This is a genomic window from Sphingomonas sp., assembly GCF_035490575.1.
Lineage (GTDB): Bacteria > Pseudomonadota > Alphaproteobacteria > Sphingomonadales > Sphingomonadaceae > Sphingomonas.
In genome coordinates this window covers 1-11,551 of sequence record NZ_DATJLI010000078.1, presented here as the reverse complement: position 1 = coordinate 11,551, position 11,551 = coordinate 1, and the positions used below count along the sequence as shown (strand labels likewise).

Annotated in this window: 12 protein-coding genes and 1 other RNA gene; 5 read left to right on the top strand and 8 right to left on the bottom strand. The window is 66.1% G+C overall.

The features are described from left to right. The 3 genes from VL973_RS05970 to VL973_RS05960 all read left to right on the top strand — a co-directional run. A partial coding sequence (locus tag VL973_RS05970) for an outer membrane protein assembly factor BamB family protein (protein ID WP_325283116.1) occupies positions 1 to 744 on the top strand: 744 nt, incomplete at its 5' end. Positions 745 to 752: 8 nt separating this feature from the next. Further along, positions 753 to 1,064 (top strand): hypothetical protein, encoded by a 312-nt coding sequence (locus tag VL973_RS05965; protein ID WP_325283115.1) that lies wholly within the window; start codon positions 753 to 755, stop codon positions 1,062 to 1,064. Then, positions 1,064 to 1,588, top strand: coding sequence for a gamma carbonic anhydrase family protein (locus VL973_RS05960; RefSeq protein ID WP_325283114.1), 525 nt, complete (start codon positions 1,064 to 1,066; stop codon positions 1,586 to 1,588). Before VL973_RS05965 ends, VL973_RS05960 begins: the two co-directional genes overlap by 1 nt. 29 nt (positions 1,589 to 1,617) lie before the next feature. Here the strand turns inward: VL973_RS05960 and VL973_RS05955 are convergent, their stop codons facing one another. From VL973_RS05955 to VL973_RS05945, 3 genes are read right to left on the bottom strand one after another with little or no spacing between them, the layout of a single operon-like run. Continuing rightward, a complete protein-coding gene (locus VL973_RS05955) occupies positions 1,618 to 2,619 on the bottom strand; it encodes an SMP-30/gluconolactonase/LRE family protein (RefSeq protein ID WP_325283113.1) in 1,002 nt (333 codons plus the stop codon). Between the two features lie 16 nt (positions 2,620 to 2,635). Beyond that, positions 2,636 to 3,064 carry a hypothetical protein gene (locus VL973_RS05950; protein WP_325283112.1) on the bottom strand — a complete coding sequence of 143 codons (429 nt, stop codon included), beginning with the start codon at positions 3,062 to 3,064 and terminating at the stop codon, positions 2,636 to 2,638. 20 nt (positions 3,065 to 3,084) lie between these two features. Continuing rightward, on the bottom strand, positions 3,085 to 3,969 hold the full coding sequence (locus VL973_RS05945; RefSeq protein WP_325283111.1) for a cupin domain-containing protein: 885 nt from the start codon (positions 3,967 to 3,969) through the stop codon (positions 3,085 to 3,087). A 118-nt stretch (positions 3,970 to 4,087) separates the two neighbouring features. Here VL973_RS05945 and VL973_RS05940 point away from each other — a divergent pair, with 118 nt between their 5' ends. Both VL973_RS05940 and VL973_RS05935 read left to right on the top strand, forming a co-directional pair. Next, positions 4,088 to 5,413, top strand: a complete 1,326-nt coding sequence (locus VL973_RS05940; RefSeq protein ID WP_325283110.1) for an MFS transporter — start codon at positions 4,088 to 4,090, stop codon at positions 5,411 to 5,413. 44 nt (positions 5,414 to 5,457) lie between these two features. Then, positions 5,458 to 6,456 (top strand): cupin domain-containing protein, encoded by a 999-nt coding sequence (locus VL973_RS05935; RefSeq protein WP_325283109.1) that lies wholly within the window; start codon positions 5,458 to 5,460, stop codon positions 6,454 to 6,456. A gap of 4 nt (positions 6,457 to 6,460) precedes the next feature. On the opposite strand, the gene ffs is transcribed toward VL973_RS05935, so the two are convergent. From ffs to VL973_RS05910, 5 genes are all read right to left on the bottom strand, one after another. Next, an RNA gene (ffs, locus tag VL973_RS05930) (signal recognition particle sRNA small type) lies at positions 6,461 to 6,558 on the bottom strand. Positions 6,559 to 6,595: 37 nt separating this feature from the next. After that, the gene (locus tag VL973_RS05925) at positions 6,596 to 7,669 is read right to left on the bottom strand and encodes a catalase family protein (RefSeq protein WP_325283108.1); all 1,074 of its coding nucleotides are present in this window, start codon (positions 7,667 to 7,669) and stop codon (positions 6,596 to 6,598) included. A 72-nt stretch (positions 7,670 to 7,741) separates the two neighbouring features. Continuing rightward, entirely contained in the window at positions 7,742 to 9,274 is a 1,533-nt protein-coding gene (gene proS / locus VL973_RS05920) for a proline--tRNA ligase (protein ID WP_325283107.1), read from the bottom strand. Between the two features lie 51 nt (positions 9,275 to 9,325). Beyond that, complete coding sequence (locus tag VL973_RS05915) at positions 9,326 to 10,768, bottom strand: ATP-binding protein (RefSeq protein WP_325283106.1); 1,443 nt, start codon at positions 10,766 to 10,768, stop codon at positions 9,326 to 9,328. Continuing rightward, positions 10,765 to 11,551: alpha/beta hydrolase family protein (locus VL973_RS05910; RefSeq protein WP_325283105.1), on the bottom strand; the 787-nt coding region annotated here is incomplete at its 5' end. The genes VL973_RS05910 and VL973_RS05915, both read right to left, overlap by 4 nt.

Here is an 11,551-nt window from a genome sequence, read left to right as displayed (position 1 = left end):
CCCGGCGAGCAGCCCTGGCCGACGCAGCCGATGCCCGCCAAGCCCGCGCCGCTCAGCCGCCTGTCGTTCGACATGGACGAAATGGTCGAAGGCCCTCCGGCGCTTCGCGCCACCTGTGACAAGATCGTCGCCGACATGAAGGTGGTCGGCAGCAAGATGTTTCAGCCGCTGCGCGCCGATTCGGCAGTGGCGTTCTTTCCCGGCAGTTTCGGCGGCATCGATTGGGGCAGCGGGTCGTTCGATCCCAAAACCGGGCTGTATGTCGTCAACATCAACAATCTCGCCAGCCCGCAGCAGATGGCGCAGCAGCCCGATGGCACCTGGGGCCTGAAATCGGGCTATGCCTATTTCCTCGACCCCGAAACGGGCAATCCGTGCAGCAAGCCGCCCTGGGGCGAGCTGGTCGCGGTCAACGTCAACACCGGCGATGTCGCTTGGCGCAGCGTGCTGGGCGACAATGAAGACCCGGCGCTCAAGGATGCGGGCGGCATCAGCGCGGGCGGGCCGATCACCACCGCCAGCGGCGTGACGTTCATCGGCGCGACGCGCGATTCGATGATCCGCGCGTTCGACACCCGCAGCGGCAAGCTGTTGTGGAAGGATCGCCTGCCCGCATCGAATTACGGCACGCCGATGACCTATCAGATGGCGGACGGGCGACAGGCGCTGGCCGTCGTCGCGACCGGCGGCTTTGCCTTTCAACCCGCGACCGCCGACGAAGTGGTCGTCTATGCCCTGCCATGAGGTGCAGCATGTCGTTTCGTAACCTTGCGTTCCCCATCCTGATCGTCGTTGCCGGTGGCGTCGGCACGGCGGTCGCCGGACAACAGGCGGCAGCGCCGCCCGCCGGTCCGGGCCTCGACCTCATCAACGAACGTTGCGGTTTCTGCCATTCGACGGCACAGGTCACGTCGGTTCGCAAGACGCCCGGCGCATGGGCGGCGACCGTCCAGTCGATGATCGACCGTGGCGCCGAACTGGAGCCGGAGGAGCAACAGGTGATGGTCGACTATCTCGCCGCCAATCTGGCCGCCCCCGGCGGTGACGCGCCGGCGCAACCCTGATGCCGCTCTATGCGATTGACGGCCGGCAGCCGCAGGTGCCGGACGACAGCTGGGTGGCGCCGTCCGCCGACCTGATCGGCGACGTGCGGCTGGGCACCCAAGTGGGCATCTGGTTCGGGGCGGTCATCCGCGCCGACAATACCCCGATCGTGCTGGGCGACCGGACCAATGTGCAGGAAGGGTGCATGCTGCATTCCGATCCTGACGTGCCGCTGACCGTCGGCGCCGACTGCACCATCGGCCATCATGCGATCCTGCATGGCTGCACCATCGGCGACCGCGTGCTGGTGGGCATGGGCGCGACAGTGCTGAACAATGCGGTGATCGGCGACGATTGCCTGATCGGCGCGGGCGCGCTGGTGACGGAGGGCAAGACCTTTCCGCCCGGCAGCCTGATCGTCGGCGCACCGGCAAAAGTGGTGCGTGAATTGTCGACCGAGGCGATTGCCGCGCTCAAAGCGTCGGCGGCGGGCTATGCCGCGCGGCAGGCCCATTTCAAGGCGAAGCTGACCCGCGTGGATTGAGGGGCCGGTCGCACCCGGCCCCCACCGTTCTATTGCTTCGCAAAGCGTGGCAGCATGCCCACGCCCTTGATCGGCACGCGATAAACGCTGGTCGATGCGGTGATCCACAGCGCGTTGCCGCCCTCGCCAAAGGCCAGGTTCGCCGCCACTTCGGGCAGGCGGATGCGGCCGAGCTGCTTGCCGTCCGCCGTCATGATCCACACGCCGCCGGGACCGGTCGCCCAGATATTGCCGCGCTTGTCGACCTTCAGCCCGTCGGCACCGCCACCCGGTTCCTTGGGAAAGGTGAACACGGTGCGCCGCGCGCCCAGCTTGCCGCCCGGCGCCATCGGATAGGCAAAGATCGTCGCCTGCCCGAAATCGGCGATATAGAGCGTGTCGCCGGTCGGCGACAGGCCGATGCCGTTGGGCAGGACCAGATCGGTGATCGGCGCGGTCAGCTTGCCGTTCGCATAACGCAGCACCGGGTTGAAGGGCAGTTCCTTGGCCGGGTCCTTGTCCATACCGTTGAACAGGCCAAAGGGCGGATCGGTGATCCACAGCGACCCGTCGGGCGCATACACCATGTCGTTGGGGCTGTTCAGCCGCTTGCCGTCCAGCCGGTCGACAAAGGGCGTCACCTTGCCCGTCGCATCCACTTTGACGATCCGCCGTGCGCCCATCTGCGCCATCAGCACCTTGCCGTCGGCGGCGGGCACCAGTCCGTTCGACCCGATGCTCTTGCCCTTGGGCGGATTGGGCAGGCCGCCCGAATTGTCGAGCAGTTCGACGACATTGCCCTGCCGGTCGACGGTTCGCAGCTTGTCGCCGTTCACGTCGGAGAACCATAATTTGCCCTGATGCCACAGCGGCCCTTCGGTAAAGGTGAAGCCGGTCGCGACGCGCTCGACCTTCGCATCGGGCGCGATCAGCGCGTCGAGCGCGGGATCGGTGCGATCGATCCGCGACGGGGCGGCGGGTGCCGGTTGCTGCGCGGGCGACGCGGCGGCGAGTGCGACAATCGCCGTCGCGGCGAAACCAAATGCCTTCATGTCCACTCTCCCAGCCTTAAACGGCATCGGTCAGCAGGACCAGATAGTCCTTGTTCAGCACCGTATCCTCGATCAGCGGCCAGACTTCCTGATGGATGTCGGACTTGACCCAGACCTGGCGCTGTTCCTCACTCTCATAGGTCAACTGGAAGCGATAGTTGATGCCCGGCGCGGGTGCCGGACCGCCCTGAATGACCGTGCGGATTTTCAGCATCTTGAGGTCGATAAAGCCCCGCCCGCGGAAACTTTCGGCGGCGGGGCGGAAGCGCGTTTCGAATGCGCGCAACATCTCCGCCTCGCGCGCGGGGTCGATCGCCAGGTCGCAGTAAAGCACGATGGGCTTGCCTGCCCCGGCCCGCGCCGACGCCTGTGGCCGCGCGGCGAGTGCCGGACCCGCGCCGATGCCCGCCAGTCCGATCAGCGTCAGAAGATTGCGTCTGTTCATAACCATCCCTCCCTTTGTCCTTATTTACCGGTCGCGGCGGCGAAAGCGGCCTTCGCTGCCAGATCGCGCGCCACGCCGACCACCATCAATTCCAGCGGTGCCGATCCGGTCGCACGCAGCGAGCGCGCCTGCCCAAGATCAACAGGCACCGCGTCGCCCTTGCCGATGCGTGCTTTCTCCCCGGCAACCGTGACTTCGCCCTCGCCGTTCACGACGTAGAGCATCTCGCTCATGTCCGCGTGCTTGGCCGCGTCGAACGTGCCGCCCGGCGCGACCAGCACATGGTCGACATAGGACCAGGGCGTGTTGAACACCGTCGGCTCCAGCACGCGGCGATACATGACCTGCGCCTGCCCGCTCATCGGGCGCAGCAGCGCGCGGTCGAGGCGCATCGACATGAATTGGGGCACCGGGTCGAGTGCCGCCCCCTCCCGCGCGTCGCCCAGGTCGAAATTGTCATATCGCTTGGTGTGGCCGACGTTGATGTTCAGCCACTCGATCGGGTGATCGGTGGGGTTGTAGATCGCATGGGCATGACCCGTCACGTCCGGCACGCCCGCCGGTCCCGCGATGCGCGAGGTGCGGCCATTGACGGTGAACTCGGCCTCCCCGTCGAGGATGACGAACATCTCCTCGCACTGGTTATGATAATGCTGTCCGATCCCGCTTTTGGGCGCGATCACGCCGCGATGCACGAAAATCAGATTGGTGCTGAGTGCGTCCGGCCCCAGCAGGGGGGCAAAGCGCATCCGGCCGGCACCGGCGTGAACGTTCGTGATCTCCCGCATTTTTTCCGGTGCGTCGCGTCCGATCTTCTCGTTCAGTGTCTGGGCAAATCCCGGCGCGGCAACGGCGCAAAGTGCGGCGGCGGCTATTGCAGCCGATATGCGTGCGGTCACCTTCACAAAGCCTCTCCCGATCGGTGCGCCGGACAAACCGGTCTTTACGGGCGGTTATATCGCGCCTACACAGGAATCATATAGGATATTTTGCGGCCCGAGCCGCGAAGCACGGGAGGGGTTGATGGCTCATAGCGGACGCTCGAGAGTGCGCGTTCAACTGGTTTTCCTGTTGTTCGTCATCAGCGCCGTCGCTTTTCTGGACCGCACCAACATTTCGGTCGCCGGTGTCCAGATGCGTCAGGAATATGGGATCGACCAGATTCAGCTCGGCTGGGTCTTCAGCGCGTTCCTGATCGGTTATGCGGTGTTTCAGGTGCCCGCCGGTTGGCTGGCCGCACGCTATGGCCCGCGCAAATTGCTGACCTGGGCACTGGTGTGGTGGGGCATTTTCAGCATCGCGACCGCGCTGGTCCCGCCCGAGGGCCGCTATGCGATCCTGACATTGGCGCTGGTTCGCTTCGCGCTCGGCATCGGCGAAGCGGCGGTCTATCCGTCGAGCAACCAGTTCATCTCGCGCTGGGTCCCAGCGGGCGAACGCGGCAAGGCGAACGGCCTGATCTTTGCCGGGGTCGGCGCAGGCTCGGGCCTGACGCCACCGCTCATCACCGCCGTCATTGCATTCGCGGGGTGGCGCGCGTCCTTTTACGTCTGTGCCGCGATCGGGTTGATCGTGGCGGGTATCTGGTATGTCGTGGCGCGCGACCGGCCACAGGATCATTCGCGCGTCAATGCCGCCGAACTGGCGCATATCGAAAGCGGCCTTCCCCCGGCACCTTCTGCGGAAAAGGTCGCGATCCCTTGGGGCGCGATCCTGTCGAGCCGCAATGTCTGGGGCCTGTTTCTAAGCTATTTCGCGTTCGGTTACGTCATCTGGATCTTTTTCAGCTGGTTCTTCATCTATCTCGCCGAAGCGCGCGGACTGGACCTGAAATCGAGCGCGCTGTTCGGCATGGCGCCGTTCCTGGCGATGACCATCGGGTGTCTTGGGGGCGGCGTGCTGAACGACGCCATTTCAAAACGCTATGGCCTGTATGCCGGGCGGTCGGGGCTGGCGATGGTGTCGTTCGTGCTGACCGGCATCTTCCTTCTGGTCGGCTCGCGCGTCGACAATGCGCCGCTGGCGGTGATGACGCTCGCGCTGGGTGGCGGGGCGATCTATCTGTCGCAAAGCGGGTTCTGGTCGGTCACGGCCGACATCGCCGGACGTCATGCCGGGGTGGTATCGGGCCTGATGAACGCGGGCTGCCAGATCGGCGGCGCGCTCACATCGTCGCTGACGCCGTGGATCGCGGCGCAATATGGCTGGGTCGCCGCATTCGGCACCGGCGCGGTCATCGTGCTGGTCGGCACGCTGGCCTGGGCCGTGGTCGATCCGCGCCGCCTGATCGAACCGGTGGCCGAACACCCGCCGGGCATCGAACCCGAAGTCGCGCCAGTCGCGCTGTAACCTTTGGCCGGGTCGATCCGGCAAAACAGAAATGGAGGGGTAAATTGAGCATCATCCGCCTGTGGACCACATCCTGCGCGGTCGCGCTGGTTTCGACCGTCGCGCTGCAAGCCGCTTCGGCGCAGGGCGTGCCCGCCGCGCCCCCGGCGGCCAAGCCCGCGCAGCGGGAAGCACCGCCGCCCCCGCTCATCGCCTGGACGCCCAAGAAAACGCCCTACACGCCATGGCGCGAACCCAATCGCCCCTGGTGGAAACTGGCCGATGTCCGCGCGATGCATCAGGGCAAGGCGAACTGGACGCAGCCGGTCATCCGCAACAAGGATCTGGTCGCCGACTGGCATCAGTTGGCCCCCGGCGGCAAGACGCCGACGCTTGCCTATTCGGACAATCGCACCGCGATCATCGTGTGGGACGGCGAATTACGCGTGACGATGGAGGGGCAACAGCCCTTTACCGCCACCAAGGGGTTCGAGATCAACGTGCCGCTGCGCGTCCCCTTCACGCTGGAGAGCACCGGCTCGACCCCCGCCCTGTATTTCCAGCTCAATGACGCCAGCGACATGCCGCTCTATCCCGCCGATGTGACGCCGGCGGCGCCCGCAAAGGTTTCGGGCTGGGAATATGAGCAGCGCATCGTGACCGGCGGTCCCGGCGGGTTCGACGAGGATCACCGCCCCTATCTGGACTATTACAAGGACGTCATCGCCGCCAATGCGCGTCCCGGTGCGTTCATCGCCGACCAGCACATGTTCGTGAACAACATCCGCGGCCGCGCGACGCCCACGCCCCCCGCCTCCAACCTCGGCCATTTCCACGTCGGCTATGACGAGTTCTGGTTCGTGATGGAGGGCAATGTGACGCTGCAGGTCGAGGGGCAGCCCGTGTTCACCGCCGCTGCCGGGGACATCATCTCCGCACCACAGGGTCACTGGCACCGGGCGAGCTTTGGCGGGCCGGAGGGGCAATGGGGCACGCGCGTCGCCATCAACCCCTATCCGCGTGGCGGGCACGCCTACACACAAGAGTCGCGAGGCCGGCAATAATCGCAGGGGTGGGAGCCGGAACGACCCGCAACGAGGTCGTTACGGCTGCTTCCTTCCGGACCTGACCGGGTTGGCGACAGTTACGTCCGCCCGACTCCCAAGCGCCATATGGCGTCGCTTTTGCGCGCTGGCAACCCGTTCAGATGCCGAGCGGTTCGTGCAGCGGACAACCATTCGCCTCCCGCCGCCGGTCCGCGGAGTAGCGATAGCTTTCGCGGCGCGCGCGATTGATGTTGCCCAGCGGCCGGTGCGCGGCCAGTCCGTGCCATGGTGAAAAGGCCAGCGCCTCGTCCAGCGCGCGCTGACGTTCACCCCAGCCCGGCTGAATCGGTATCTCGATCAAGGCGACGGTGCGATAGGGGCTGGCCTCCTCGTCCCATGCCACCGTCGCATCCTCGACGGGCATCGCGTCCGGGTCGGTCGCCAGTTGCACGCGCAATTCCCAGGCGCCGCCATGCGCGGTCAGCGCGGCGTCGACATCCTCGCGAATCGCATCGGGACGCCCTTTGGTGTCGATCCGCTCATCGCGCAACGCCAGCAGCGCGGGCGCGACCGGGCGCACCTGAAACTTGGCGACATGATCGCCGTAACGATAGGCAGTCTGGCTGAAATAGGTCTCGCCAAGCGGATGCACCTGCGGCGCGGCGCCCATCGTCTTGAGCGTCGCGCTTTCCAGCCCGACGGCTTCCAGCCCCGCCTCCACCCCGCGCAGCGCGGCGGACAGCAATTTCTTGCCGCCCTCAACCCGGTCGGTGGTCTTTGCCAACAGTTTCAGGCTTGAGAGAAACTGGCTCGCGTCCCTGGCGACGAAAGCGGGCGCATTCGCCATCACGAAATCCTGCGTCGTGTCGCGCTCGCTGCCGGGCAGCCGCTCGCCATCAACCTCCATCACTTTCATCGCCAGCCCCCGCGGCACCGAAATCGCGTCGTCGAGTATGTCGCCGGGATTGGTCGAAAAGCGCATTACCGCATCATATCGGCCGGGCGCGGCGAACAGGCCCTGCGCCAGTTCGCGCGGCAGCCCCTCGACCACGCTCAGCGTGCCGCACGCAATGCCATGCGCCTTGGCATGGACCGCGCGCACGCCCCGGCCATAATCGGCCAGCGTGGCGTCGAGGATGTGGCCGAACTGTTCCTTCAACCCGTCGATCGTGCTGCGCTCATCGGGCGCGACTGTCTCGATCTCGGCTGAATAACGGACATAATCGGGCATCGCACGCTCCTGAACCGGGTCTCGCGAATAATCCCCGCCGTTCCTGCCGGTTCCGAAAGCGTCCGTGCCAGATCAATAAGCGCGGGCGACCAGGATACGCTCGACCGCCGGTTCGCCCGTGAAGATGCACGGCCCAGTTGCGGGCGCCGCAGTCCCCGGAACGTTGCGGATGGTCAGTTTCAGCGCCTTCAACCGCTCGACCACCTTGTCCAGTTCTTCGCCGGTCGGCTTGGCCCATTCGACCTCGACCCAGCCGGGATGTCGCTCACCCTCGGCGAAATGCGTCTCCAGCCCGGCAAAGTCATTCACGTCGCGGCGAATCCCGGTGTCGAGGCGCGCACGCGCATCGACATGCAGCCTCTCCTGAATCTCGGCCAGCAGCCCGGCCGCCTGATCGACAAAGGCATCGCGCGGGGTGAAGGCGGTGTCGAGCTTGCCGCTGTCCTGATACAGACGGTCGCGGCGGATGACGGCGACGTTGCCGTTCGCCACGTCGCGCGGGCCGACCTCGACGATCACCGGCGCGCCCTTCTTCACCCAGCCCCAGCGCTTGTTACCCGCCTTTTGCGCGCGGCCGTCGACCATCGCGCGGATGGGTTCGCCAAGCGCCGTCTGACGGCTCAGTTCGGACGCCAGCGCGCGCGCATAATCCATCACCGCCTCGTCCTCAGGCCCGTCGCGCAGCATGGGAATGATGACGACCTGCCACGGCGCGACGCGTGGCGGCACGCGCAGGCCGTCATCGTCACCGTGCACCATGATGAGCGCGCCGATCATCCGGGTCGAAACGCCCCAACTCGTCGTCTGCGCCAGTTCCAGTTCGCCTGTCGCATTCTGGAAACGGATGTTCTGCGCGGACGAGAAGGTGGTGCCCAGGAAATGGCTGGTGCCGGCCTGCAACGCCTTGCCGTCCTGCATCATCGCTTCGATCGAATAGGTCGCGACCGCGCCCGGGAAGCGTTCGTTCTCGGGCTTTTCACCCGCCACCACGGGCACAGCCAGGCAATCCTCGGCAAAGGCGCGATAGACCTCGAGCATCTTCATCGTTTCCTCGCGCGCCTCGGCCTCGGTCGCGTGGGCGGTATGGCCCTCCTGCCACAGGAACTCGGCGGTTCGCAGGAACATACGCGTCCGCATTTCCCAGCGCACGACATTGGCCCATTGATTGATGAGCACCGGCAGATCGCGCCACGACTGGACCCAGCGCGAAAAGGCCGCGCCGATCACCGTTTCGGATGTGGGCCGCACGACGAGCGGCTCTTCCAGCTTCGCCTCTGGATCGGGAACCAGCCGTCCGTCCTTCTGGACCAGCCGGTGATGCGTGACGACCGCCATTTCCTTGGCAAAGCCGTCGACATGCTCGGCTTCCTTCTCGAAATAGGAAAGCGGGATGAACAGCGGGAAATAGCAGTTTTCATGCCCCGTCGCCTTGATTCGATCATCGAGCAGCCGCTGCATCCGTTCCCAGATGCCATAGCCCCATGGCCGGATGACCATGCAACCACGCACGCCCGATTCCTCGGCCATGTCGGCCTCGGCAATGACGGTCTGATACCAGCGCGCGAAATCGTCGGCGCGATTATGGGGCAATGCGTGCTTTATCATGGGAATCGCCGATAGCCGGGGGGCGTCGGAGCGACAAGCGGCCTGATGCGGTCAGGCCGCCGCCGTGGTCCAGCCCAGCGACGGAATCGCGATCGAACGCTTGCCGGCAAGGTCGGTGCGGCACACCACCAGTTCGCGCTGCTCCATATAGCCGATCAGCCGCCGCGCGCGGCCCAGTGAGGAGGTGCCGTAAACCTCCGCGATCCGCTCGTCCGACGGGCACGGCGCCCCTTCCCGCGCGGCGCGCGCGACCAGCAGGAACGGACCCAGCATTTCGCTCGGCAATGCGCGCGCCAGCGACATGGCGGGCGCCCATTCATCCTCCAGCCCGTGCGTGATGCCCGCCCGCGCCGCCGCCAGCCGCCGGGCAAACGCTTCCAGATCGAGCGGGGGCCGGGCCAGGCCCGCCATGCGGCAGCGGACCTGATAATCCTGAAACAGCACGGCGGCCGGGCGCTGAGCCGATCCGGCTTCCTCCACGATCGCCAGCAGCACGTCGGCCACGATCTGCGCCACGCGCTCCGGCGGGATGGCGGGCGCGGGCGTGGCATCCGGCGGCGGCGGGGCGACCAGCGCCTCGATCACCTCGTCAGCGGGCATCGCTGCGGGCGGCGGCGGCGCGGCCAGCGGCAGCGTCGGTTCCTCGACCGCCTGTTTCAGCAGGTCCTTCATGTCGGTTGGCGCAGATGGCAGCGGGATCAGCTTTGGGCTGGAGCTGCGCGCCGATGTCTCGACCGCGCCGATCCGGATCGACACCGGGCGGCGCGATACGGCGGGACCGAGCGCCAGGAAATGGCCGCGTTGCAGGTCGCGGATCGTCTCCGCCTGCCGCCGCTCCATGCCCAGCAGATCGGCGGCGCGCGCCATGTCGATGTCGAGGAAGGTGCGCCCCATCAGGAAGTTCGACGCCTCTGCCGCGACATTCTTCGCCAGCTTGGCCAGACGCTGGGTGGCGATGACGCCCGCCAGCCCGCGCTTGCGCCCGCGGCACATCAGGTTGGTCATCGCGCCCAGCGACGCGCGGCGCACCTCCTCCGCCACCTCGCCACCACCGGCGGGCGCAAACAACTGCGCTTCGTCGACCACGACCAGTGCCGGATACCAGTGCTCGCGCGGTGCGTCGAACAGCGCGTTCAGGAACGTCGCGGCGCACCGCATCTGCCCCTCGGCCTCCAGCCCCTCAAGGCTCAGCACCACCGATGCGCGATGCTCGCGGATGCGCGCCGCCATGCGCGCGATCTCGCGTTCGGCATAGTCGGCCGCCTCGATCGCGACATGGCCATAGGCGTCGGACAGAGTGACGAAATCGCCCTCCGGGTCGATCACCACCTGCTGCACGCGACCGGCCGACTTCTCCAGCAACCGGCGCAGCAGATGCGACTTGCCCGATCCGGAATTACCCTGAACCAGCAAACGGGTCGCCAGCAATTCTTCAAGGTCCATGGCAACGGACTTGCCCGCGCCGTCGACCCCCATGTCCACTTCGACCGTCATTTCCCGGCTGTCGATGTCCTGCGCTCGAAGAAATCGAACATGCTGGTCCACAGGTGAAGCTGGGATTTCGGATCGCTGATCGCGTGTGTCTGGCCCGGATAAAGCTGGGTCTCGAACAATACGCCTTGTTGCTGCAACGCCGCCACCATCGCCGTTGTGTTGTCGAGGAACACATTATCGTCGGCCATGCCGTGCATGATGAGCAGCGGGTCGCTGATCCTGCCAGCGTCGCCGATCGTCGCGGAGCGAGCATAGGCGTCAGGCACCTTGCGCGGGTCGCCCATGTAACGCTCGGTATAATGGGTGTCGTAGAGTTCCCACTTGCTGACCGGCGCCACCGCCGCGCCTGCCGCGAACAGCCCCGGTGCGGCTTCCAGCAGCTTCAGCGTCATATAGCCGCCATAGGACCAGCCGTGGATGACCATCCGGTCGGGATCGACAAAGGACTGCGACTTCAGCCATTTGGCCGCCATCACCTGATCCTCGACCTCGACGCTGCCCATCGCGTGCCAGATCTGGTCGGTGAAGGCGCGCGAACGGTTGGCGGTGCCGCGATTGTCCATGACAAAGACGATATAGCCCTTGTCGACAATCGCCTGGTGCAGCGGGCTGGTCCAGCCGCGCGTCACCCGCTGCGCGCCGGGACCGCCGTAATAAGTGAAGAACACCGGATACCGCTTGCCCGGCTCCATTTCGGGCTTGAGGATCGAGTAATGCAGCGCGCTGCCGTCGGCGGCCTTCAGCGTGCCGAACTCGGGCACGCGGTGGCTGGCGAGGAACGGC

Coding starts and splice junctions, on each gene's coding strand:
- VL973_RS05965 (WP_325283115.1), top strand. CDS start 753: ATGTCGTTTCGTAACCTTGCGTTCCCCATCCTGATCGTCGTTGCCGGT.
- VL973_RS05960 (WP_325283114.1), top strand. CDS start 1,064: ATGCCGCTCTATGCGATTGACGGCCGGCAGCCGCAGGTGCCGGACGAC.
- VL973_RS05955 (WP_325283113.1), bottom strand. CDS start 2,619: ATGAAGGCATTTGGTTTCGCCGCGACGGCGATTGTCGCACTCGCCGCC.
- VL973_RS05950 (WP_325283112.1), bottom strand. CDS start 3,064: ATGAACAGACGCAATCTTCTGACGCTGATCGGACTGGCGGGCATCGGC.
- VL973_RS05940 (WP_325283110.1), top strand. CDS start 4,088: ATGGCTCATAGCGGACGCTCGAGAGTGCGCGTTCAACTGGTTTTCCTG.
- VL973_RS05925 (WP_325283108.1), bottom strand. CDS start 7,669: ATGCCCGATTATGTCCGTTATTCAGCCGAGATCGAGACAGTCGCGCCC.
- proS (WP_325283107.1), bottom strand. CDS start 9,274: ATGATAAAGCACGCATTGCCCCATAATCGCGCCGACGATTTCGCGCGC.
- VL973_RS05915 (WP_325283106.1), bottom strand. CDS start 10,768: ATGACGGTCGAAGTGGACATGGGGGTCGACGGCGCGGGCAAGTCCGTT.